The 23,260-nt window shown below is 64.4% G+C and carries 20 protein-coding genes and 4 pseudogenes; 14 read left to right on the top strand and 10 right to left on the bottom strand.

What is annotated here, in order from left to right; genetic code table 11:
- Nucleotides 1-300 precede the first annotated feature (300 nt).
- A pseudogene (locus tag M5E06_RS31060) lies at nucleotides 301-1,655 on the bottom strand (IS1380 family transposase).
- A 163-nt stretch (nucleotides 1,656-1,818) separates the two neighbouring features.
- Here M5E06_RS31060 and M5E06_RS31055 point away from each other — a divergent pair.
- From M5E06_RS31055 to M5E06_RS31030, 6 genes and pseudogenes are all read left to right on the top strand, one after another.
- Nucleotides 1,819-2,397, top strand: coding sequence for a DUF5372 family protein (locus tag M5E06_RS31055; protein ID WP_252141546.1), 579 nt, complete (start codon nucleotides 1,819-1,821; stop codon nucleotides 2,395-2,397).
- Complete coding sequence (locus M5E06_RS31050) at nucleotides 2,394-3,356, top strand: recombinase family protein (RefSeq protein ID WP_252141545.1); 963 nt, start codon at nucleotides 2,394-2,396, stop codon at nucleotides 3,354-3,356. The genes M5E06_RS31055 and M5E06_RS31050 overlap by 4 nt, the downstream gene beginning before the upstream one ends.
- A gap of 16 nt (nucleotides 3,357-3,372) precedes the next feature.
- Nucleotides 3,373-4,476: pseudogene (locus M5E06_RS31045) on the top strand (recombinase family protein); the annotation flags it as partial.
- Between the two features lie 346 nt (nucleotides 4,477-4,822).
- A complete protein-coding gene (locus tag M5E06_RS31040; RefSeq protein WP_353654379.1) occupies nucleotides 4,823-6,160 on the top strand; it encodes a recombinase family protein in 1,338 nt (445 codons plus the stop codon).
- A 27-nt stretch (nucleotides 6,161-6,187) separates the two neighbouring features.
- A complete protein-coding gene (locus M5E06_RS31035; RefSeq protein WP_252141544.1) occupies nucleotides 6,188-6,358 on the top strand; it encodes a hypothetical protein in 171 nt (56 codons plus the stop codon).
- An 18-nt stretch (nucleotides 6,359-6,376) separates the two neighbouring features.
- On the top strand, nucleotides 6,377-6,556 hold the full coding sequence (locus M5E06_RS31030) for a hypothetical protein (protein ID WP_252141543.1): 180 nt from the start codon (nucleotides 6,377-6,379) through the stop codon (nucleotides 6,554-6,556).
- A gap of 100 nt (nucleotides 6,557-6,656) precedes the next feature.
- On the opposite strand, the gene M5E06_RS31025 is transcribed toward M5E06_RS31030, so the two are convergent.
- From M5E06_RS31025 to M5E06_RS31015, 3 genes are all read right to left on the bottom strand, one after another.
- Nucleotides 6,657-8,762 (bottom strand): methyl-accepting chemotaxis protein, encoded by a 2,106-nt coding sequence (locus tag M5E06_RS31025; RefSeq protein ID WP_252141542.1) that lies wholly within the window; start codon nucleotides 8,760-8,762, stop codon nucleotides 6,657-6,659.
- Nucleotides 8,763-10,616: 1,854 nt separating this feature from the next.
- Nucleotides 10,617-10,994 carry a type II toxin-antitoxin system VapC family toxin gene (locus M5E06_RS31020; RefSeq protein WP_252141541.1) on the bottom strand — a complete coding sequence of 126 codons (378 nt, stop codon included), beginning with the start codon at nucleotides 10,992-10,994 and terminating at the stop codon, nucleotides 10,617-10,619.
- Complete coding sequence (locus M5E06_RS31015; protein WP_252141540.1) at nucleotides 10,991-11,233, bottom strand: type II toxin-antitoxin system Phd/YefM family antitoxin; 243 nt, start codon at nucleotides 11,231-11,233, stop codon at nucleotides 10,991-10,993. The genes M5E06_RS31020 and M5E06_RS31015 overlap by 4 nt, the downstream gene beginning before the upstream one ends.
- 298 nt (nucleotides 11,234-11,531) lie before the next feature.
- Between M5E06_RS31015 and M5E06_RS31010 the strand changes: the two are divergent.
- Nucleotides 11,532-11,957, top strand: a pseudogene (locus M5E06_RS31010) (IS256 family transposase); the annotation flags it as partial.
- A 328-nt stretch (nucleotides 11,958-12,285) separates the two neighbouring features.
- On the opposite strand, the gene M5E06_RS31005 reads toward M5E06_RS31010, so the two are convergent.
- Nucleotides 12,286-12,498, bottom strand: a complete 213-nt coding sequence (locus M5E06_RS31005) for a hypothetical protein (RefSeq protein ID WP_252141537.1) — start codon at nucleotides 12,496-12,498, stop codon at nucleotides 12,286-12,288.
- Between the two features lie 62 nt (nucleotides 12,499-12,560).
- On the opposite strand from M5E06_RS31005, the gene M5E06_RS31000 reads away from it, so the two are divergent.
- Nucleotides 12,561-13,235, top strand: coding sequence for an RNA-guided endonuclease InsQ/TnpB family protein (locus tag M5E06_RS31000; RefSeq protein WP_252141539.1), 675 nt, complete (start codon nucleotides 12,561-12,563; stop codon nucleotides 13,233-13,235).
- 17 nt (nucleotides 13,236-13,252) lie between these two features.
- Nucleotides 13,253-13,468: pseudogene (locus M5E06_RS30995) on the top strand (IS256 family transposase); the annotation flags it as partial.
- A gap of 122 nt (nucleotides 13,469-13,590) precedes the next feature.
- On the opposite strand, the gene M5E06_RS30990 reads toward M5E06_RS30995, so the two are convergent.
- Nucleotides 13,591-14,529, bottom strand: a complete 939-nt coding sequence (locus M5E06_RS30990) for a radical SAM/SPASM domain-containing protein (RefSeq protein WP_252141538.1) — start codon at nucleotides 14,527-14,529, stop codon at nucleotides 13,591-13,593.
- A gap of 952 nt (nucleotides 14,530-15,481) precedes the next feature.
- Nucleotides 15,482-15,694, bottom strand: coding sequence for a hypothetical protein (locus tag M5E06_RS30985; protein WP_252141537.1), 213 nt, complete (start codon nucleotides 15,692-15,694; stop codon nucleotides 15,482-15,484).
- Nucleotides 15,695-15,756: 62 nt separating this feature from the next.
- On the opposite strand from M5E06_RS30985, the gene M5E06_RS30980 reads away from it, so the two are divergent.
- Both M5E06_RS30980 and M5E06_RS30975 read left to right on the top strand, forming a co-directional pair.
- Nucleotides 15,757-16,431: an RNA-guided endonuclease InsQ/TnpB family protein gene (locus M5E06_RS30980; protein WP_252141536.1), complete on the top strand. Its 675-nt coding sequence runs from the start codon at nucleotides 15,757-15,759 to the stop codon at nucleotides 16,429-16,431.
- A 132-nt stretch (nucleotides 16,432-16,563) separates the two neighbouring features.
- The gene (locus M5E06_RS30975) at nucleotides 16,564-17,697 is read left to right on the top strand and encodes a cache domain-containing protein (protein WP_252141535.1); all 1,134 of its coding nucleotides are present in this window, start codon (nucleotides 16,564-16,566) and stop codon (nucleotides 17,695-17,697) included.
- A 285-nt stretch (nucleotides 17,698-17,982) separates the two neighbouring features.
- Here the strand turns inward: M5E06_RS30975 and istB are convergent, their stop codons facing one another.
- Both istB and istA read right to left on the bottom strand, forming a co-directional pair.
- A complete protein-coding gene (gene istB / locus M5E06_RS30970) occupies nucleotides 17,983-18,735 on the bottom strand; it encodes an IS21-like element helper ATPase IstB (protein ID WP_252141534.1) in 753 nt (250 codons plus the stop codon).
- 9 nt (nucleotides 18,736-18,744) lie between these two features.
- Complete coding sequence (gene istA, locus M5E06_RS30965) at nucleotides 18,745-20,271, bottom strand: IS21 family transposase (protein WP_252141533.1); 1,527 nt, start codon at nucleotides 20,269-20,271, stop codon at nucleotides 18,745-18,747.
- Between the two features lie 260 nt (nucleotides 20,272-20,531).
- Here istA and M5E06_RS30960 point away from each other — a divergent pair, with 260 nt between their 5' ends.
- Entirely contained in the window at nucleotides 20,532-21,161 is a 630-nt protein-coding gene (locus M5E06_RS30960; protein WP_252141532.1) for a sensor histidine kinase, read from the top strand.
- Between the two features lie 245 nt (nucleotides 21,162-21,406).
- Nucleotides 21,407-21,700 carry an IS4 family transposase gene (locus M5E06_RS36120; protein WP_502802030.1) on the top strand — a complete coding sequence of 98 codons (294 nt, stop codon included), beginning with the start codon at nucleotides 21,407-21,409 and terminating at the stop codon, nucleotides 21,698-21,700.
- A gap of 31 nt (nucleotides 21,701-21,731) precedes the next feature.
- On the opposite strand, the gene M5E06_RS30950 is transcribed toward M5E06_RS36120, so the two are convergent.
- Nucleotides 21,732-22,247, bottom strand: coding sequence for an acyltransferase (locus M5E06_RS30950; protein WP_252141531.1), 516 nt, complete (start codon nucleotides 22,245-22,247; stop codon nucleotides 21,732-21,734).
- 417 nt (nucleotides 22,248-22,664) lie between these two features.
- On the opposite strand from M5E06_RS30950, the gene M5E06_RS30945 reads away from it, so the two are divergent.
- Nucleotides 22,665-23,174, top strand: a complete 510-nt coding sequence (locus M5E06_RS30945; protein ID WP_252141530.1) for a hypothetical protein — start codon at nucleotides 22,665-22,667, stop codon at nucleotides 23,172-23,174.
- Nucleotides 23,175-23,260 lie beyond the last annotated feature (86 nt).

Here is a 23,260-nt window from a genome sequence, read left to right as displayed (position 1 = left end):
CAGTCTCGTTTGGTTGGGGCGCGGCACGGTTCGATGAGACACCCGGCTGCGGGTAGATTGAACCGCAAGCGGAGGTCATTGAGGTGACATCCTCCTCCGCCCGAAGGCGGAGGCTTCGCAGCGCGCGGCCTAGCCGCCTTTATTCAGCAGGGTGGGGAGCGATCTGGTCGCCGCGTGGAGATGCTCAACGTGGGGCTGTATGGGCGCGCGTCGTCCGTCGCTGCCCTAGTGGCGGCGTGACGTGGGTGGAGTTGGTGGTGGACGGGATTGGGTGAGGGCTGGGGCACGCTGCCCCGGTGCTCAACAGATGAGCCGCGGCAGGCGACCGAGGGCGAGGTGGATGATCGCCTGATCAGGCGCGCTGGTCGGCAGGTGCACCTTGATCTGCGTCTTCATCTCCACGATGCGCGCGGCGATCTTCACCAAGCGCAGCCGCACCGTATCGAATTGCACCGTGCGCCAGCGAGAGCGTTTCGGCATCAGCGAGCGCAGGCTCCACAGCAGCCAGTACGCCCCGGCGTGCAGGAACAGGCGGAACTGGTTGGCCGTCGCCTTGGTGCACGAGGTCCGGTCTGCGGCAAGGTGGGCTTCCCACGCCTTTATATGATTTTCCACCTGTCCCCTCGCGCAATACAGGCCGGCATACAGCCAGCGACCCGTGCCATGGCGCAGGTTGGTGACGATGACGCGGCTGTCAGTGCCCTGGTCGCCTGCCTCGACCCGCGCGACGATGCGCCGCACCCGGCTCCAGGTGCTGGCGCCGTCATAGAATTCCTTGAAGCGGCGCACCTTGTCGGCTCTGGGCATGGCCTGGAAGCGGGCAGCGGTGCTGGCCTCCAGCGTGGTGACGTGACGGCGCAGCGTGCTGCTGGTCGGCAGACCGAGCACGTCGTCGATCCCCTCGGCCTCGCACCAGTCGAGCACCTCCGGGCAGGCGTAATGACCGTCGGCGCGCAGCAGGACTTCCGTGTGCGGCCAGTTTGCCCGAATGGCGCGGAGCAGGCGACGCAGAAAGGCCCGGACCTCAGTCCCCTTGGGCCGCTTGGCCGGGCGCAGAACCGCGGTGACGAAGCGGCCGTCGCCGTCGAAGACGGTCCTCGCGAAGGCGGGGATGGGCTGAAAGCCGTACTCGTCATATTGGGCGTTGAACAGGCGCAACTGCTGGCCACCATGCACCGTGTCGAAGGTGTCGTCTACATCCAGCACGATGCGCTTGGGCACCTTGCGAAAGGACGCGCAGTAGAGATCGACCATGGTCCGGCCCATGCGCAGCAGTGCGCGGGTATCCGGCAGGTTCTCCAGGCGCGAGATGGTGGCTTGCGAGCACAGGTCACGCTCGGACGGCAGGCGTTCCAGGGCCATCTTGAACAGCGGGTCGGAGCGCAGGCTGCCGGCGTCGTTGCCGCCCTCGTAGCCCGCCGCGATGGCCAGCAGGCGGAAGCCGATGATGTCGGCCAACGAATGCACGGTGCGGGTGGGATCGCGCGGGTCCTCAATGCAGGCGGCCAGACGATCGGCACCCCCAGCCGCTTCGCTACCTCCCGCAGCACCAGCAGCCCGCCATCGGAGGACAAGCGGCCGCCATCAAAGCGCCCGATCACCGGCTTTCCAGCAACGGGTGATGGGCCGGGCAGCGGCAGGGTATGATCAACCATGGCGGGTGGGCGCTCCGGAAACGGCAGGAGTTGGCGTCAGCACCCAAATCCTACGGCCGCTCAATGGAGGACGCTACACCCGCCAGCCCTCATGAATTTCCCCGGCTAGGACGGCGGGGTTGACTTCATCCTGCACCGCGAGCGCGACGGCGAAATCCCCAAGATGCAGCTCAAGAGCCGCTGGCCGATCGACAAAAAGTATCTCGATCGCGATCTCTGGATCGCGCTCCCGATGGGCGGTGCTTGGTATCTCATGCCGCATGAGAAGATGGTGGCGCTGGTGAGGCAGCGACATACTGCCCGATATCAGGGGCAGGACGTAACGATCCACTACCCTTTTCATCCCCGGTACGGCGAACGCGTCGGCGTCGTCCGACGTCACCGCTTGCGCGGTGAAGTCATGTTGGTCGTCGAGCAGCCGGACGGCACGGTGACCCACGTGCCAGAATGGATGACCACGCCGGCAGCCGGCAACGCCAGCCTTTGTGACGCCCTCCGGTTCCCGTTGGGGGTTCTCCAGGAGTTGCGCCTCACCACCGACGCCGCCCTGTCGTTGCTCCGCGAGCGACGCAACGGAGGGCGGTATGAGACACCCCAGAGCGACCGTGCAACCAGACCTGTTCACGCCGACGCGGCCGACGACTGTCCTCCCGCGGGAGGTAGCGCAACGGCTGCTGCCACTTCTGGAACAGCTCCTGCTGGAGGTGCTGGCGAGCGAAACCCCGACAACGGAGGCGAATGATGAGCAAGATTACGCCTGATCATCTCGCACGCCATGCATACGTCTACGTCCGCCAATCGAGACCGGACCAGCTCCTGCACAACCACGAGAGCCGTCGTCGACAATATGGCCTGGCCGACCGCGCCCGCCAGCTCGGCTGGTCCGAGGTGGTCGTCATCGACGATGACCTCGGACGTTCCGGCGGCGGGATTGCCCGCCCTGGGTTCGAGCGGTTGCTGGGGGCGATCTGCGAAGGGCGGGTCGGCATCGTGCTGGCGATCGAGGCGTCGCGGCTCGCCCGCAACGGCCGGGACTGGCACATGCTGCTGGAGTTTTGCGGCTTGGTGGGGTGCTTGCTGGCCGATGAGGACGGGGTTTACGACGCGAAATTGCCCAACGATCGGCTTCTCCTGGGGATGAAGGGCACGATGAGCGAGATGGAACTGTCCATCCTGCGTCAACGCTCCCTGGAGGCCTTGCGCCAGAAGGCACGCCGCGGCGAACTGTTCTTCACTGTGGCGGTTGGCTACATCAAGACCCGCCACGACCGCATCGCCATGGACCCGGACCTGCGGGTGCGTGAGGCGCTCGCCCTGGTGTTCCGCAAGTTCGCCGAGTTCCAGAGCATCCGGCAGGTTCACCTTTGGCTGCGTCAGGAACGGATCCGGCTGCCGGCCATTGAGCGGACCACCGAAGGGCCGCGCGTCGTATGCACGGTCCGAACGCAATCGACCGGGTCCGCTTCACCATCTCCCTTGAGTTCCATTGGGCGAGCATCTCCGGGACGAGGGGGCGCCGCCGCCGGTAGCCGTCGAGCGTGGCTGTTGATCGGGGCACTTCTCCAGGAAGGTGCCCGATGCCCCGAGAGCCATGCCCGCCAGCACAGTGCTGGTCCGTGCGGTCGGTTTTTGTCCGCACCCGAGGTGGGCCAGAGCGCCTCGACCTCGCCTACCGCAGCTTGCTTGATCCCGTTCCCGTGACCGAGGGAGAACCGCCATGCGCGCCGCCATCTACGCCCGCGTCTCGACCGAGCGCCAGGAGCGCCAGCAAACCATCGACAGCCAACTCGACGCCTTGCGCGCCTGGGCCCACAACGCAGGACACGACCTGAATGAGGCCCATGTCTTCCGCGACGAAGGCTACAGTGGGGCCCGTCTCGACCGACCTGCTCTGGATGCACTGCGCGACGCCGTACGCGATCGCGAGGTCGACATCGTCGGCGTTCTTGCCCCCGACCGCCTCGCCCGCCGTTACGCGTACCAAGTACTCGTGCTTGAGGAGTTCCGGCGCGTCGGCTGCAATATCGCTTTTTGCAACCGCGCCATCTCGGACGATCCCGGCGACCAGCTCCTGCTCCAGATCCAGGGCGCCGTCGCTGAGTATGAGCGCGCCCTGCTCGGTGAACGATTTCGTCGTGGCAAGCTCCAGAAGGCCCGGGCCGGTCAGTTCCTCGGCGTGCGCCCGCCATACGGCTACCGCTATCTGCCATGCTCCCAAGAGGGCGGCGGTCGCTTGGTTGTCGATGAAGCCGAGGCCGAACTCGTGCGCCTGCTGTATGGCTGGCTGGTCGAGGAGCGCATGACCGTGCGCCAGATCATCAAGCGCCTGAACCTGGGGCCGTGGTTCCCGCGGTGTGGTCGCCGCTCATGGTCGTCCTCGACGGTGCATCATATTCTCGCCGATCCGGTTTACGCTGGTACTGCCTACGCGAACCGCTACGAGTATGTTCCGGCTCAGAAACCTCGAAGCCGCAAGCCCAACTACCACGGTAAAGGGCACCGCCGATTGCGGCCAAAGGACCAGTGGATCGCCATCCCGGTTCCAGCATTGGTAGATCAAGACACTTGGGACCGTGCGCAGGCACAACTGACAAGAAACGCGGCCCTATCATTCCGGAATAACAAACGACACGATTACCTGCTGCGCTGCCTGCTGACCTGTGGAACGTGCGGTCTCGCCATGTTCGGCGTCACCAGGCGGATGGCTTCAGGCGATCGACATCTCTATGCCTGTTCTGGCAAGGATACCGTCCTGCGGGCACGCGAAACTCCCTGCCCCCGTGCTCCGGTATGGGGAGAGGAGCTGGAACAGGCCGTATGGGACCATGTCCGTGGTCTGCTCGGCGACCCTGAGCGACTGATCGCTGAGTTTCGCCGCTTGGCGACGGATCCGGATCGGGATGCCACTCGCGAGGAGATCGCTGAGCGTGGCCTGCGCGGTCGTCTGGAACGGATTGCCCGAGCCGAGGACCGGCTACTCGATGCCTACCAAGCTGAGGTCATCGAACTGGGCGAGCTGACTGACCGTCGTAGGCGGCTTTCTGAGCAGCGTCACGACTTGGAAAAGCAACTGGAGCAACGGCGGGTGCTCGCCCAACATCGCGCGCAGGCTCAAGAGGTGCTGGCCGACCTGGAGGCGTTCTGCGAAAGAATCCGTGGTCGTCTTGATGAGGCCACCTTCCAGGAGCGGCAGGCGATCTTGCAGCTCGTCGTCGAGCGCGTCATCGTCCACGAGGACAGCCTGGAGATCCGCCATGTCATCCCGTTGCGCGAACCGCCGCTTGGACGTGACCCGCTCGCGGCGTCCGATGATGGATTGCGTTCGGATCGTGTGGAAGCTGCCGGTCTACAATACCCTCCATCACCTGCTGACCAACCCGGTCTATGGCGGGGCCTACGCATTCGGTCGCACCGGAAGCCGGGTCGGCGTGCAGGACGGGCGCAAACGGGTGGTTCGCGGCTTCCGCCGCGCGCAGGCGGAGTGGGAGGTGTTGATCCCTGAGCATCACGAGGGCTACATCTCGTGGGCGGAGTTCGGGAGGAACCAGGCCCTGATCGCCGACAACGCCAACAGCAAGGGAATGATGATCCGCGGCTCGGTGCGCCGTGGCGACGCGCTGCTGGCCGGGCTGCTGCGCTGCGGACACTGTGGGCGACGGCTGCACGTGGCATACAGCGGCACGGACGGCTACTGCGTGCGTTACGACTGCCGCGGCGCGCATCTCAATCATGGAACTGAGCGCTGCATTTCGTTCGGCGGGCTACGGATCGATGCCGCGGTGGCGGCAGAGGCCTTGCAGTTCCTGTCGCCATTGGGGTTCGAGGCGGCGCTGCGGGCGATCGACGCGCGCGAGGCCGACGGTTCCGAGACGCGTCGGCAGGCGGAGCTCGCCCTGGTCCAGGCGCGCCACGAGGCCGAGCTGGCGCGCCGCCAGTATGACGCCGTCGATCCCGACTACCGCCTTGTGGCAGCCGAACTGGAGCGCCGGTGGAACGACCGGCTGGTGGAGGTCCATCGCCTGGAGGAACGTTTGGCGGCGTTGCAGGCTGGCCATAGCGCAACACCTACGGCGGAGGAGCGGACCCGCCTGATGGCGCTGGGGGCCGACATTGAGACGCTTTGGCATCCCCCCGGCGCGACGGCGGAGACGCGCAAACGCATCTTGCGCACCGTCATCGCGGAGATCGTGGCCAAGGTAGTCGATGACACGATCCAACTGGTGATCCATTGGCAGGGCGGCGATCACACCCGTCTGGCAGTGCCGAAGAACCGGAGCGGCAAACACCGTTGGCTAACCGACGCCGACACCGGCGACCTCATCCGCGCTCTGGCCCGGCAACAGCCCGACGGGGGCATTGCCGCAATCCTGAACCGGGCTGGCAAGCGCACCGGTAAAGGCAACAGTTGGACCGAGGCGCGGGTGCGCAGCTTCCGCAATGCCCATGGCGTCGCGGTGTACAGGGAGGGCGAGATCGCTGAGCGGGGCGAGGTGACTCTCGAATAAGCGGCCGACCGGCTGAAGGTCAGCAAAATGACCGTGCTGCGGCTGATCGCCGGGGGAACCATCCAGGCAAGCCAAGCGTGCAAGGGAGCGCCATGGGCGATTCCGGAGGCCCAACTGTCCGGGCTGGAACCGCTCCGCCAATCGACACGCCGTCCGGTAACAGAAAATCCGGATCAGCAGGCCTTTGATTTTCAATGACGTAGCGAGGTGGGCATCATGACGCGGGAGCGGTGTGAGAAAGAAAGCATCACCCAGCCCACGTCCTGGAAGGACCGCGGCGCCTATTCCAAATCCCGTTCGTCGCGGGCGACCATCACCGCCTGCGCGCCGCCCTACCGCTTCCAGCCGATCGAGGCCGTGGCGGCGGCAGCGGCCGACGACATGCCACCGGGATGATTTCCCAGCGGCCACGACCGTCCAAGAGCCGCCGCCCCGCGGTGGAGCCAATCACGCACGACAAGATGCGTTGCTGTCGCGCCAGCGTTACGGAGATAGCTTAGGCCACGCGGATGCCAGCAAGGAAGCGCTCCACCTCTCCGCGCAGCCGGTCGGCCTCGCGCGACAACTGGCCGGTGGCGTCGAGCACTTGGCCGGCGGCGGCGCCGGTCTCGGTTGCGGCGTGGCTGACGTCGGCGATGTTGGTGGTCACCGCCTGGGTACCAACAGCCGCCTGCTGCACGTTACGGGCGATCTCACTGGTCGCAGCGCCTTGCTCCTCGATGGCGGCGGCGATCGTGGTGGCAATCTTGTTCATGGTTCCGATGGTGTGGCCGATGCCGGTGATCGAGCTTGCGGCGTTGCTGGTCGCTGCCTGCATCGAGGCGATCTGGCTGCTGATCTCCTCCGTTGCCTTGGCGGTCTGAGTGGCGAGGTTCTTCACTTCCTGCGCCACCACCGCGAAGCCCTTGCCAGCTTCGCCCGCGCGCGCGGCTTCGATGGTCGCATTCAGTGCCAGCAGGTTGGTCTGCGACGCGATGTTGGTGATGAGCTGGACGATTTCGCCGATGTGGTTGGCCTGCTCGACCAGGCCGTTGACGTGCCCGGTGGTCTGCTGTGCCTCGGCCACCGCCTGGTTGGCGATGCCGGTGGAGCGGGTGACCTGGGCGCTGATTTCAGCGATGGAGGCGGTCAGCTCCTCAGTCGCGGCAGCGACCGTCTGCACGTTGCCCGACGCCTGCGCGGCGGCCGCGGCGGTGGCAGCGGCCTGCTGGTTGGTGTGAGTGGCGGTGCTCGACATGCTCTGCGCCGTTGCCTCCAGCGCGTCGGCGGCGGACGCCACGGTGTGCAGGATGCCGGACACGGTCTGATCGAAGTCGCGCACCATCCGCTCCACCGTCTCGGCGTGGCGTTCCTTGGCGCGGCGCTCCTCGGCCTGAATGGCCTCCAGGCGCTCGCGCTCGGCGGCGTACCCCTTGAACACCACCAGCGCACCGGCGAGTTTGCCGATCTCATCGCCACGACCGCGATGCGGCACCTCGCCGGAGAGGTCGCCGTTCGCAACACGCAGCATCGCCTCGGCAATGCTGTGGATTGGCGCGGTCACCCGGCGGCGGACGATGAGCATACCGGCCGTTCCGAGCCCCAAAGCAAGCGCCAGCAACACCGCATCGAGCGTCAGTGTCGTGGCCTCTTCGCTCTGCCGCTGCGCGGCACGCGCGGCAATGGCGTCGAGTGCGGTATTGGCAACCGCATCGAGGTCGCCCATTGACTTGTCGGCTAGTTCGTTGAGGTCCTCAAGGCGCACGGACGGCTCCTGCCGGGCGGCAACCGCTGTTAGGACCGTTTCACGTGCCTTCAGATACTCTGCGACATAGCTACGCTCGGCGGTGGCAATCGCCGATCTGAGGGGCGCGGGCGAGCCCGGGCGTTGGGAGGCATCGACAAGGATGCGCCACGCTGCGTCAAACTGTCCGCGGGCATGCGCCATCTGAGCGCGATCCTCTGAGGAAACCTCCTTTTTGGCAAAGGCGCTGTCGAACAACAGGCGCAGCGGCGTCGCCGCTTCGCGAGCCGCTACGGCAGCCTCCTTGGTGCTGATCATCTCCGACAGCACAGGGTCGAGCGCACGCATCGGATCCAGAAGCGTTTTCGACGAACGAGCAAGCAGGTCCACTGCCGTGCCACCGGTGCTCATCACCTCATCCACCAGCCCCTTACGGCGTTGTAACGGCTCCACCTTCAGTGCCGAGTCCACCTCACCGCGCAATGCTTCAAGGCGCGATATGGTGGCGCGCAGCTCGGTCGCGCCCAGGCCAGGGGCGCAGGCCACTGTCTCGCAGACGCTTGCCACCGTCTCGGCCACGTTGGCTGAGGGCAGACGCCAGCCCGGCAGTTTCGCCATGGTCGCCGGATCGCTCCCCGCCGGCTGTAGCAGCAGGCGCCGTGTGGAGCCGCGCTCCAGACGGATCGCCTGCATTGCTGTGAAGATCGTCCGTGATGCCTCGGCTACGGTCTGGACACTGCGGTTGTCCGACAGCCTGCGCAGCGACATCACCGTGTCCTGGCCGACGATCAGGACAAGGAAGGCAACGATGCTGCCGAACAGAAGTTTTAGCATCGTGGCAATATTCAGTCCCCGAACCTCTTTCATGGTGGTCTCCATGATTTGTTTGTATACTAATTATCAGAGCCTTCTATCTATCAATAGCAAGCAACTTGCAGCATGCAATCATATAGGAATATGTCGTCACCATTTGATTCAATGATTGCATGTTAGTGACGCCCCTGCAGCATTTCGCTCACTTATCCTTTTACTAAGCAGGGGAAGACCCGGCTTAAGGGGGGAGCCCAGGGGGGCGTTACCGGTTTGAGGCCGGCTGGAAAGACGGTGAGACTGACGCGCATGGCAAAAGGTCGAGCCCTCCGAAACGTAGGCGCAGCGGTATCGCCCTGAATCAGGTGGTGACCGCCGAGAGGACCGCTGACTGGAGGCGGAGGATGAAGCCCTCCTTCGAGGTGCGGTGGCTGCCTTCTCCGCTCATGCTAGGGTCCGACCCTGAGCCGATCACTCGCCGCGATCCAGCCGGCCACCGTGGAGTGATTTTGTCGTTGGCCACGTCAGCTTTGCGAGATGACTCCACAGGGCCACTGTTCCGCACAATCGGCCGCCCGCCGCAGGCGAGTGGCCGAGGACCGGAAAGCCCAGGTGAGCCCCCCGGCTGTCTCGGTGGGGCCATCCCTGGTCCACAAGGCGTCTCAAAGCAGCGCCTTCGCCCCTACCAAGAGGCAGACGGTGTCTCATCCTGGTGCCCTGCTGGGGGCTGGCCTTGATGAGACCCGTTTGTGCTTGAGGGCGGATGGCCAAGGGATGAGCGCCAGAGCTCAACGGTCCTTCGGAGTTCCGCAAGCTCTCTTTCAGCCAAAACCTCTTCGTATGTACGCAAAGGCTTCAAGAGGTAAGGGCTAGTGGTGTTATCAGTCGCCAGTATGTTTGTTTCGCCACCCATCATCTTCACCAGCAGCGTCTGAAGTCTTCTTCATTGTTCTACAGCGCTGAGGGAATTCTGGATTTCGGCAAATGGGCATAGGCCGCTTCGCCTGAGGTCTCCGGTCGCTTGGGACGTACTCCCTGAACGAACGCCGTCGTGCCGCGCCCCGGGGAGCCGCCCTCTGCGGTGGTCAGCGCTCCCCCCGATTCAGACCCGGCTGGCCGGTGACCAGGACCACACACTCGTCCCCCGTGTCGGGGCATGACGAGAGGAGCCAAGCATCGCCGGCTGGGCCCTGTCGACAGCCATGGCGGAGGCTCCACCCAAGCCGGAACGGGAGAAAAGTCAGATATGCCATCTGCATTGCAACGATGACCTATGCGGAATGCGCGGAACCGTTGCAAAAACTCTTGAGTGATGCGGATAGTTGTGGCGTATGATTGGGTATGATTGGCGTGAGGGTGGTCATGGTTGGAAAAAACTCTCTCATCCCTGGACAGCATTACGAAGTCAGCTGGTCTGACCGCCACACCCCTCCAGCGCCGGGGATGGTCCTCCTCGATGAGCGGGAGACGGTCGATGGCGGGCGGGCGATGTTTGTGTGGGGGTGGAGGCTGGCCTCCGGCTGGCGGGAGATCGTCTGCTGGTCCGAACCTGAACACGCTCGGGTCGCGGACACCCCTCATCCTCCCGCCTGCGGCCACTGTGGCGGCGGCGGTGTGGACGACATCCTGGAGGGCCACGTTCCTGACTGCGACGCAAACCGCATCGCTGCCCAGGGGAAAGCACTCTGCGCCGCCCACTCGTCCTCCGTCTGACCGCTTACCTGGCCAACGGCGGCACGCTGGAAACCGCCGCGGCGATGGCCAATCACGCCTCCACCCGCACCACCCAGCTCTATGATCGCCGCGGCGATCGGGTCAGCCTGGATGAGGTCGAGCGCATCCGGCTTTGAGGGCGGCGTGGCTCCCCGTTGGTGTGGATCGGCGCCCAAGCTCGGCCAGCCTCTGAACCTGCCTACATTGCAATTACGCGATCACCGGCACCCCATAGCGGGCGACAGCCTGATCGGCCGACACAAGCGTCATCCGCTCGATCTGCGCCTGCGCCACCAAGGCGCGATCGAACGGATCGTCATGGTGGCGCGGTAAGCCGCCCGCGGCGACGCCATGGGCAGCTGTCAGATCGAGCATCTCGATACCCATCTCCGTCAGCAGGGCGTCCAGCCGCTCGAGGGGAAACGGAAGCCGACCCAGGGCACGCTTGATCGAAATCTCCCAGACGCTGATGGCGCTGAGGAAAACCTCGTTGTCGGGGTCGACCACTGCGGCAGCGGCGGCCGTAGACAGGCGTTCGGGCTGGCTGGTCATCCAGACGAAGATGTGGGTGTCGATCAGCAGTCTCACGGCTCTTCACCTCTGAAGGCCCGCGCCATGCTTTCGGGCAGCGGGGCGTCGAAATCGTCGCCCAGCACCACCTCGCCCTTCAGCAGGCCGAGCGGCCGGGGCGTCGTCCGACGGCGCAGCGGAACCAGACGGGCCATCGGCCGGCCAGCCTTCGCGATGACGATCTCTTCGCCGGCGGCGGCGCGATCCACCAACTGTGACAGGTTGGTCTTGGCGTCATAGAGGTTGACGGAGTCCATGACATGTCTCCTTGGTCAAGATTGACCAACTGTAGCGCGCGTTGCCTAGCTTGGTCAATCTTGACCAACTCCAGAGCGGGTGTGGATCGGAGTCCGACGACCCAGCTCTATGACCGCCACGGCAATCGGGTCAGCTTGGACGAGGTCGAGCGTATCCGGCAGATCCGGGGGATGCTGGCTGGACTGGTCCGAGGCCGGCACAGCGGCCCCTTCAGGAGGTTAGGATGGTACGGTTCACCGCAGGCCGCTTTGAGTGGACACTGCCTTGTGTCCCGCTCTAATACTACAGCCGGCTTTTATCGGCTTCCAGGTTGGCGTGCGCGGGCGCGCGCAGAGCTGGCGCGAGCTGCTGATCGACATCCAGGCCCGCGGTCTGAGCATCGCCCCGGAACTGGCGGTGGCCGACGGCGCGCTCGGCTTCTGGAAGGCGCTGGAGGAGGTCTTCCCCGGCACTCGGCATCAGCGCTGCTGCGTGCACAAGACCGCCAACGTGCTGAACAAGGTTGCCAAGTCCGTGCAGCCGACGATGAAGCAGGACCTCCGCGAGATCTGGATGGCGCCGGACCGGGCCGCGGCGCAGGATGCCTTGGAGGTCTTCGTGAAGAAGTAAGCGGCCAAGCATGCCAAAGCCGTCGAGTGCCTGACCAAGGACCACGACGCGCTGCTCGCCTTCTACGACTTCCCCGCCGAGCACTGGGAACATGTTCGGACAACGAACCCCATCATGGACGCCGAAGGGGACTGCCCGCTTTAGCCGGCAGGGGAATCCGGCCCGCAAACTTGCCAAGCGCTCGGGCGGGCCCATATCAGAACGAACACAGAACAGTGCGACGCTTATGCTTCTCAGCGACACATACCGCATCCACCCGAACTGGGGTCAGCGCGAAGCGCTCGACGAGATGCTGTCTTGGGTCTGCCAGCTCGACAACGCCGGGCTTCAACAGCGCATCGAGGCCTATCGCCGGCAGGGCGTTTCACTGACCGACAAGGCCCAGGCCGACGAACTCAAGCTGCTGCGCGCCGAGGTGCCGGAGCTGGGCACCTCTTCGTTCTCAGCCGAGCAGCAGGTGCTGCGCTGGCTCACCAAGACCTTCACTGCCTTCTTCGGTCGTGTGAAGCGTGGCGCCAAGGTTGGCTTTGCGCGCTTCAAAGCGTCCGCCCGCTTTCACGCGGCCGACTTCCGCTTTGATGATGGCCTGACGATGAAGCCGGGGCGACGGGTGTCGATCATCGGGGTTCCAGACCTGGTGAAAGTCAAGTGGCACCGCGACTGGCCACCGGGTGCGGCATGCGGCGCGGCCGTCGTCATCACCCGCCAGGCCGGCACGTGGTCTGTCGTGTTCCAGCTCGATGTGCCGGTGGCGCACTCGCTGACTGGGCCGTCGGCCTCGACGCCGGACTGTCGGCGCTGTCGGACGGCACTCTGGTCGAGCGGCCGAACTGGACCAAGACGGCCGCCAAGGGGCTGCGCCAGCGGGCGGTGTCTCGCAGCCGCAAACCGGATCTGCGGAGCAAACGCCGGAAGACGGCGACGGCGCGTCTGGCGGCTTACAGCCGCAAGGCCGCCAACCGCCGCACCGATGAGCTGCACACGCTGGCGGCGGACATCGTCGCCATCTTCGACCGCATCGCGGTCGAAGACCTCAACCTTCAAGGTCTGGCCCGCTCGATGCTGGCCAAGGACGTGTTGGACGCTGCGTGGGGCCTGTTGAGGGCGCTGATCGCTGACAAGGCCGAGAGAGCCGGTAAGTTGGTGGTCGCCGTCGAGCCGCGCGGCACATCGCAAGAGTGCCCGTGCTGCGGCGCCAAGGTCGAAAAGACCCTGGCCGATCGCGTGCACCGGTGCCCGGACTGCGGTCTGGTCGAAGACCGCGGCGTGGCGGCCGCGTCCGTCATCGCGTTCCGGGCCTTCGGGCACAACAAAGTCAGGCCTGGATCGGGCCTTCGGACGCCAAGCGGGCGGGGTGCCGCGGAGCTTGTCCGAGAAGCCGCCGCGCTTTAGCCGGCGGAGTGATCACTGAGAGCGTGTTCGCCACCGTGCGGCACCGCACTGTCCGCACCAAGGGGGCGCTGTCACAGGAAACCGCCAAGCTGATGGTCTTCAAGCTGATCACCGCCGCGGCAAAAACCTGGCGCCGCCTCTAGGGCGAAAACCTGTTGCCCAAGGTGATCCGCGGCGTCACATTCCGCGACGGCATCGAGGTCACTGACGCCACGTCACAGAACGCCGCCTGATCGGCCCGTCACCCAATTTCCCGCATAGCTCCGGCGTGCGGCGCTTCGGCGGGCCGCTTACCCACCGCTCCTACGCCACTCGGGGGCGCCGTCGCCCGCCCTTACAGACGCAGCGGCCCGTCCTATTGCAGTGGTGGATTGCAAGCGCCCTGGCGGGCGTGCCCTTTGGCCCGTTTGTTGTAGTCTGCGACTTCGGAAGCCGGGAGGAAGCGAATGGTCAGCGGGGTCGAGAGTTGGTTGCAGCCGGCGCATGCCGGAATCCTGTTCCGTTCGCGCCGGCGCAGGATGGTGCGCGCCTTCTCGAAGGCCTCGCCCCGCCAAATCTCCAGCAGGCTTTGGTGCGCAACGTTTCCCATGACCGATTTCGACGAATAGTCGCTGGTGCAGATCAGCGCCTCGCCCTTATAGTTGATGACCAGCTTGTAGATCGGCTGGAAACAGTCGGCATGCAGGGACTCCGGCACCGAGAGGTGGTCCAGGGTGCCGGCGCGATTGCCGATGAAGACGGGGGCGCGGCGCAAGGCGATGCGCCGCTGCTGGCGCCAGGACAGTTGATCGTAGATCGTCTTCAGACGGGCGTATGCGTTGTCGGTGTAAGCGGTGAGCACAAGATAGGACAGTCCCGCCTCGAAGAGGTCCTGGATCAGGTCGCGGGTGCAGAAATCGCCGTTGGAGTTCATTTCCACATAGGCTTTCGGCACGCGCCGGGCCAGCATCCGCACTTTCTCGACGATCCGTGAATCGGCCAGCGGTTCGTTGAAGAAGTGGAGGGCGATCCGTCCGCTGTAGCGGATGTCCGCAAGTTCGGTGACGATCTTATCCAGCAGGGCGTCGTCCATCGCCCCGTCCTTTGGACGCGGGGCTACGGAGACTGGGCAGGCCGAACAGCGCCGGTTGCAATAGGCCGTGGTTTCAATCGCCAGTTCCGGGAACACTGGAAAGACACGTCGGCGAAGCGCGAAAGCCAAGGCCCTCTTGAGCGTGCGAAAGTGGTAGCGGACATTGTAGGGCGTGACGCCAAACAGAAGAATGATCCTGTCGAAGATTTCGATGGGAGCCATGATGCCCTCTTCCCTCTCCTTATGGGGCCCTGAAACTTCTGCCGGACCTTAGGTGGTCAATCAGGATCGTCCCACGCATAAAGATGGCGGACGCCAAGTTTATTCTATTGATTGATTTCGAAATATATTTATTCCTCTGCGTTCGTGGGCGTTTGGGTGCGGCGCGAGGTTAAAGTTACGCGACGCTATAAGGCCATTGGGGGTTTTTGCTGCGCAAAAAAAAGCAGGCGAAGACTTGGTGTCAGGTGAGGGATTTGTTGTTCTATGGAATAGAGTGTAGATATAAATTAAAGTCTGCGGAGCAAATTCTCGCAGCGTCATTGATGGAGCGCCACTCTTTAATTCGTGGTAGCGCAATTTATTTCTGGGAAATTTCGGGAGATTGAAACATTCGCTTAACGTGGCAGGCACACGTGATCGGCCGCGGGTCAAAGGGCTGCTCTCGGACGAGCATTTCTCGGTGGACGCCGCGCTGATCGGTGAGCCATCGAGGCGCCACACCGGTTCAAGCCCGATGGCGAACGGGGCCAGCATAAAGTGCTTCCAGCCCAAGGATGGCAACGGCGAACCGCCGGGGCTGGGCCGCCGCCACACCCAACGCTACCGGCCGTCCGGCGAGCCATCATGGACGCCGAAGGGGACTGCCCGCTTTAGCCGGCAGGAGAATTCGGCCCGCAAACTTGCCAAGCGCTCGGGCGGGCCCATATCAGAACGAACACAGAACAGCGCGACGCTTATGCTTCTCAGCGACACATACCGCATCCACCCGAACTGGGGTCAGCGCGAAGCGCTCGACGAGATGCTGTCTTGGGTCTGCCAGCTCGACAACGCCGGGCTTCAACAGCGCATCGAGGCCTATCGCCGGCAGGGCGTTTCACTGACCGACAAGGCCCAGGCCGACGAACTCAAGCTGCTGCGCGCCGAGGTGCCGGAGCTGGGCACCTCTTCGTTCTCAGCCGAGCAGCAGGTGCTGCGCTGGCTCACCAAGACCTTCACTGCCTTCTTCGGTCGTGTGAAGCGTGGCGCCAAGGTTGGCTTTGCGCGCTTCAAAGCGTCCGCCCGCTTTCACGCGGCCGACTTCCGCTTTGATGATGGCCTGACGATGAAGCCGGGGCGACGGGTGTCGATCATCGGGGTTCCAGACCTGGTGAAAGTCAAGTGGCACCGCGACTGGCCACCGGGTGCGGCATGCGGCGCGGCCGTCGTCATCACCCGCCAGGCCGGCACGTGGTCTGTCGTGTTCCAGCTCGATGTGCCGGTGGCGCACTCGCTGACTGGGCCGTCGGCCTCGACGCCGGACTGTCGGCGCTGTCGGACGGCACTCTGGTCGAGCGGCCGAACTGGACCAAGACGGCCGCCAAGGGGCTGCGCCAGCGGGCGGTATCTCGCAGCCGCAAACCGGATCTGCGGAGCAAACGCCGGAAGACGGCGACGGCGCGTCTGGCGGCTTATAGCCGCAAGGCCGCCAACCGCCGCGCCGATGAGCCGCACACGCTGGCGGCGGACATCGTCGCCACTTCGACCGCATCGCGGTCGAAGACTTCAACCTTCAAGGCTTGGGCCCGCTCGATGCTGGCCAAGGACGTGTTGGACGCTGCGTGGGGCCTGTTGAGGGCGCTGATCGCTGACAAGGCCGAGAGAGCCGGTAAGCTGATGGTCGCCGTCGATCCGCGCGGCACATCGCAAGAGTGCCCATGCTGCGGCGCCAAGGTCGAAAAGACCTTGGCCGATCGCGTGCACCGGTGTCCGGACTGCGGTCTGGTCGAAGACCGCGACGTGGCGGCGGCGTCCGTCATCGAGTTCCGGGCCTTCGGGCACAACAAATTCAGGCCTGGATCGGGCCTTCGGACGCCAAGCGGGCGGGTTGCCGCGGAGCTTGTCCGAGAAGCCGCCGCGCTTTAGCCGACGGAGTGATCACCTGCACGAGGGTGGCGACGTACCAATCGTCATGCCCCTTGACCAAAAACAAATTCTTTGCGCTTCAAGTGATTAATCAAATCTCATTGAGCTCATCCTGGTAAGATGACGGCTTCTGTGATCAAGGGCAGCAGCGAGGTTGCTGGTGCATCGCTCAACCAAGATGGGGCGGTTCCGATGAGCGCGTCAGCCTCTACCAAGGCGCAACCGCCCTTGGGTTCGGCACCGCGGCAAAACATCCGTGGCCATCTTCTCCGCGTCGTGGTCGCGGCCTTGGCATCGATGGCCCTGATCACACTGGGCTTGTTGGCATGGAACATGACATCCCAGCGGCGGCTAGCCGAGGCGGAGATGGGTCGGACCGTCCAGGCCATCGCTGCCGCCCTCGACCAGCAGCTTCTTGTCACCACGGCCGCCCTGCAAAGCCTGGTGTCGACCATGAAGGAGAATGCCGACCCCGAACGGCTGCACCGCATCGCTCAGGACGTCATGACCCATCATCCCTATTGGTCGCACGTGATTTTGCGTGATGATACGGGCAAGATCCTCTTTACCACCGCCATTTCCTACGGGGCTCCCGCAGCCGGAACGGACGCTGTCATCCCCTGGATAAACACAGCACTGCTCACAGGCCAGCCGCAGGTGTCCAACCTCTTGTACGGGCCGATTGCCCGTGCCCCGGTCGCGGTGGTGTTCGTACCGGCCCGCGGGCCGGACGGGCGACAATATGTGCTCGGTGCCGCCGTCACGGCGACCAAGTGGGAGGCACTCCTGCACGAGCAACGAATCCCGTCCGGCTGGGTGGCCGGGATCATCGACCGGGACGGCGTCGTCGTTGCTCGCACTCGCGCCGCCGAAAGCTCCGTCGGGAAATTGGCTCCCGACTGGGTTCGGGAGGCCATTCGAACGGCACCAGAGGGCCACGCGTCAGGCCCAGCGCTGGAAGGAGAACCGCTGTCGCTGGCTTTTGCGCGCTCGCACGTCTCAGGGTGGACCGTTGCCTTTGCCGCTCCTGCCAAGGTGTTCGAAGCCCCGATGCGCCGTTCGTTGATGGTGGCGGCGACGGTATGCGTCCTGGCACTCGGGTTCGCGTCGCTCCTGGTGCTGGTCTCCGCACGTCGGCTATCCCAGGCTGTCATGGGATTGGCGCGGGTGGTGGACGCTATGCGGGAGCCGGGGGCGAAGTTGCCGCCGTCACCGAGTATCGATCTTGCGGAACTGGCCTCGGTGTACGAGTGCAGATTCCGATGAAGCCGGCCGGGTATTCCGATTTGAAGGCGGCCACCGTTCCGAACTGAAGCCGGCCAGCGTTCCGAAGGAAAGCGGCCGGGGTGGCGTATCCCCGCGAGGCGTTTTTCGTGTCGCATGAGCATGGCGTCGGGTCAAGCCGCCATGATCATGTCGAGGTGGAGGGCGTCCCCGGAATCCATAGGAGGGCCCCGGGCAAGCCGGTCGCGAGCGCGCCTCATCACGCTAGAGAGCGGCCGGCTTGCCTGGGAGGTGCCTGTGGAGCTCCGGGGGCGCCCGGCGGTCTCGTCACTCTCCGTCGGCCAGGGCTGGCTGGCGTCGCGGCTTGCGCATTGAGTCTCCGGTGAGGTCGATGCGGTAGGCGTTGTGAAGAATGCGGTCCAAGATCGCGTCCCCGAGAGTCGGATCCCCAATGAGTTCGTGCCAGCGGTCCGTGGGGATTTGGCTGGTGATCAGCAGAGAGCCGGCGTTGTAGCGGTCCTCTACGATCTCGAGCAGGTCGCGGCGCTGCTCTGCGTTCAGCGGCTCTGGTCCCCAGTCGTCCAAGATGAGAAGTCGCACGCGGGCGAAGCCACGCATCAGGCGGGCGTAACGGCCGTCGCCATGTGCCAGGGCCAGGGTCTCGAACAGCCGGGGCATCCGCTGGTAGAGTACCGATAGGTTTTCGCGGCAGGCACGGTGGCCAAGCGCGCAGGCCAGCCAGGATTTGCCGATGCCGGTCGGCCCGGTGATGATCACGTTCTGGTGGTCGTGGATCCATCGGCAGGTCGCCAGCTTCTGGAACAGCGCGCGGTCCAGCCCACGCGGCGCCCGGAAATCAACATCCTCGATCACAGCGGGATGGCGCAGCCGGGCGCTCTTGGCGCGTGCTTCGAAACGTTTCTGCCGCCGCAGCGTCACCTCGTGATCAAGCAGCACACCCAGCCATTCCTCATGGCTGAGGGTGCCGGCCTCGCGGTTGTTCTGCATCTCGCGCAACGCCTTGGCCATGCCGTGCAGCCCCAGGTCGCTGAGCTGGTCGAAGGTGGGATGGGAAAGCATGGTGGGCTCCTAATGAAAGTACCGCGAGCCGCGGATGTTGGCGTGGTCCAGCGCCGGCGCCTCGGGGCGGGCGGTGGAGCGAACCCGGTCCAGGTTGTTGCGTAGGATCGAGGCGATGCTGTCGGCAGTGGTGGCGCCGATCTCCAGTGCCCGGGCACTCACCGCCTCAGCGCGGGCCCGGTTGGGGCCGCGAAACAGCTTCAGCACGCCACGGCAGGTGCGGAAGCCCTGTTCCGGGTGCGGCCGGCTGGCGAGGATGGCGCGGATCAACGCCACAGTATTGGGGCCAAGGTCGCCGGCGTCCCGCTCGAAACGCTCGGGGCTCCACTCGGCGTAGCGGCGGTGTGCCGCCGGCATGTGCTCGGGCACGGTGCTGTGGCGCTCGCCGCCGTGCCGGCGGGCATGGGCGGCGATCCGTTGGCCGCGGTGAAAGAACTCCACCGTGGTGGCGGTGAGGCGTGCGTCGATCTGTTGGCGGATCAGCGTCGCCGGTACCGAGTAATAGAAGCCGGCGACCTCGACATGGTAGTCGGGGCCGACGCGCACGAGCTTCCACTCCGCGTATTCGTAGGGCGTGTCGGGCAGCGGCCGCAGCGCCGGCCGATCAAGCTGTTCGAACAACTCCCTGCGGCTGAGCCCGAGGCGGCGCTGGGGCCGTGTGTTGAGGTCCTCCAGCACCCGGTCGATCGCGCCATTGGCTTCGGCCAAGGAGAAGAACGGCAGATTGCGCAGCCGGCCGAGGATGAAGTACTGGGCGATGCGCACACCGGCTTCCACCTTGGCCTTGTCACGTGGACGACGCGGACGCGCCGGCAGGATGCCGACGCTGTAGGCGTGCGCCATGTGGGCGTAACTGCGGTTGAGCTCCGGGTCGTAAAAGGAAGCCTTGAGGACGCCGCTTTTCAGGTTGTCCGGCACGATCAGGCGCGGGCAACCGCCGAGGTCCTCGAACATGCGGACATGCGCCCCGATCCAATCGGGCAGTGTCTGGGTCCAGGTCGCCTCGGCGTAGGTGTAGTTGGAGGCGCCCAGCACGGCGATGAAGAGCTGGGCGGGCCGCACGGCGCCGGTGGCGGGATCGCGGATGGGCAGCGTCTTGCCGGAGTAGTCGACGAAGACCTTGTCGCCGGCCAGATGGGGCTGGCGCATGCTGGGGGCGAGCCGCGCCTCGAACTCCCGGTACAACTCGCAGTAGCGGCTGTAGCCGTAGCCGTCGGGATGAGCGGCACGGTACTCCTCCCACAGGATCATCAGCGTGACGCCCGGGCGTTTGAGTTCGCGGTGCATAGCCGCCCAGTCGGGTTCCGGACGCCGGCGGACGCCGGGGCGAATGTTCGGACGGGCGAACAGCCGCTCCTCCAGCTCGGCATCGCTGAGGTCGGGGGGCAGTGGCCAGGACAGGCCGGCGGCATGGGCGCGCTCCAGGTACTCCGCCACGGTGCTACGCGCGACACCGAGCTGGGCTGCGATTTGGCGATCGCTGGTCGGCAGCAGGCTGCCGAACTTCAGGCGAAACAATTCACGGATCTGCCGCATGGAAAGCCTCAAGGCTGGCATCCGCTCCTCCTGTCGGTTGGATCAGGAGGCGGTGCTTGATGGAAGCTCTCCTCGCGGGGAAGACGCCATCATCATGCCGACGATGGTGCCGGTCGCCTTCACAGCGGAAGGGTGGCCGGTTTCATGTCGGAATGGTGGCCGCCTTCAAATCGGAATGCCGGCCGGCTTGCGATCGGAATACTGGCCGCTTTGGCGTCGGAAACCGTGGCCGCTTTCAGTCGGAATCTGCATACGAGTCGATGCAGACCACCGATGCCCATCTGCGACGTGCGGAGGAAGAGCGCCTGACGGCGATGCGAGAGCTTCAACATCGGGTGAAGAACGACCTCCAGGCAATCCTGAGCCTGATCGCTTTGGAGAGCGGCCAGTCCAACGGGGCCGAGACCCACCGCATCCTTGGTGAACTGCAAGGCCGTGTTGAGGCGCTGCGCCTCATCCACAGCCGCCTCTACGAGACCAGCCGAGTTGGGACAGTCGAATTGGGCGGATACCTGCAAGAGCTCTGCACAAATGCAGTCGCCTTGTATGGGCGGAGCATTGCCGGGGAGGTCACCCTCAGGGCAAGCGTCTGTGAGGTCTACGTCGACCACAACACGGCGGTGTCGCTCGGTCTGATCGCCAACGAGTTCGTCACCAACAGCACCAAGCATGCCTTCCCCGAAGGAGCAGGGACGATCACGCTCGATCTGGACGTGCCACATCCGGGGTCCGTTTGTCTCACCCTAGCCGACAATGGCATTGGCATTCCGGAGGGGCAGACACGGGCCTCCGGTCTTCAGTTGATCGCCATGCTTGCCGAACAGGTTGGCGGGGAACCACAATGGACGGTTGGCCCCGGAACCCAGCTGCGAGTGATGTTTCTTATCTGAGTCTGTGGATCGGCGCCCAATCACGGCCAGATGGGAGGACGGCTTACATTGTTGATTTTGATAGAGAACTCCCACCGCTGAGTGGCCCTGCATCGACGCCGATGAAACGCCACCTGTCAGAGACTTTATCTCATGAGTTCAACAAGGTAGCCAGCTTCAGATACTAGCCGAGCTTGGACGCCGATCCACAGCTCACCGGACCCTCCGCCCGTCAGGGCGGAGAGGATGTCAGATTCTTGTCCATCGTGGCTGTCCGCCTTCTGCAAATCCGCGAGGCAGCACGCTGTACCCCACAGGCTGCCAGCGATGAGCCGGACAGTGCGGTCCGGCTGCTGACCGCCGCCTTGAGGACGAGCCCGGCCGCCGTCGCCAGTCACCGTGACTTTCAGCGCGGCGTTGCTCGCCTTGGCGGTTTCCTGGCCCGCAAAGGCGATGGCGAGCCAGGCTGGCAGACCTTGTGGCTCGGCTTTGAGCACCTCTTCCTGCTCATGCTCGGCGCTCAACTCGCTGGAGAGATGAAGCCCCCGAGATGTGGGTAACGGCAAGCCGTGAGGGATCGGGTTTGCGGCGCTAGAAATTTGGATCAAGCTGACCGACGACTTGTGCGGGGCATCCCCAAGCTTTTGTTCTCGACGGTATGTTTTTGTTGACCAGGGACATGGCGCCGATAACCACGCAGTCGCCTATGGTGACGCCCATCTGTATGATGCTGTTCGGCCCGATATAGACGCCATTCCCAATTGTTGTTGGCTTTTTGTCCATCTCACTTCGCCCCAGTGTGACGCAGCGTCGAACAGTGTTGTGTGTATAGATTTGTACGCCAGCAGAAATATCGCAATGATCGCCGATGACGAGGCCAGCGGTCCCATCGAGGATGACACCAGGACCTATCCATGTGTTTTTACCAATCTTCACATCACCCAGAATGAGGACACTGTCGTAGCATGATGTTCCTTCCCCAAAGCCATATTCCCTGGCGTTGTCCCAACGGTCAGTGAGAAGATCGCCGAAGGGCAGGCGCCGTTTGAACTCCTTTATTTTCTTTTCTTGCAGACGCAATCGAAGTTTCTTGATGTCCTGCAACATCGCTGTGTCCCTTATTCCTTTGCACCAAGCGTAAGGAACCTCGCCTTTGTGGGGAATTCGACCAAAAGAGCTAGCCGGGAAAATTCACCAGGTCTGGCAGGGGCGCGCGGTCCTCAGAGCCAGGGCAGCGTGACCCACCGCCCCAGTCATCATCACCTCCGCCCGCATTCCGTCCCCACTGGTGCGGTGGTCGACGTTGAGGTTGTCTGTTTGCCGGTGAAGCCGAGCACCACCTTGGTGCATAAAGCCGGTTGGATGGGTACCCAATACAGGACTCTCCCCCCTGAAGTTGTGTGGACGGAAGCGTCATCGCCACAGCCGAGTTTTTTTGTATCATTTGTGTACTGACCGGCCAACTGCGCGTGCACAACAGCTGTGTTTGCGCAATTCGGTCACGAACCGACCAGCGGGGACGCTATGACCGGGAAAGACCGCACCAGCGGCCAAGACGAGCCGATGCTTGAAGAGTTGGCAGCGGAATTCCGGCAGCGGCTGAGCCGGCTCCCTCCCCTGAACAGCACACCAGGCGACCCCACCACCACGGTGGTCCTGCTGGCACAAGATGTCCGACAGATGCTGGACGCGTTGGACACGCAGACAGCGGCACTTCAGCACTGGTCGGAGCAAGCCGCCCTGGCGCTGGCCCACACCAACGCCGCAGCCAGCCGTCTGACCACCCTCGCCGAAGCCCACCAAGCGGAGCAGACTGCCTTGTTCGCTCGCTTGGCAGCGCTGGAGCAACGGCTTGCTGACAGTGGGGCAACCAGGCCCCGCTCTCGCGGCGGACGCCGCCAGGGACAGAAGACCACCTGGACCGCTCTGGCCACGGCCGGCGTGGCGGCCGTCGTCCTGCTCGCCGGAGTTTGGCTCCAGCACGCCAGCCCGGCTTGGCGTCCGCTCCTCGACCGCATCACGGCAAGTCTCTGAGCATCTTCCTTGTTTTACATTTTCTGAAAACAACACATCAGTGTGCGCTTGCAGCAAAGGCTTGGTCAGCTTGCAAAGGCTGGCCC

The organism is Azospirillum sp. A1-3 (assembly GCF_023806445.1).
Classification (GTDB): Bacteria; Pseudomonadota; Alphaproteobacteria; order Azospirillales; family Azospirillaceae; genus Azospirillum.
This window is presented reverse-complemented; position numbering and strand designations above follow the sequence as displayed.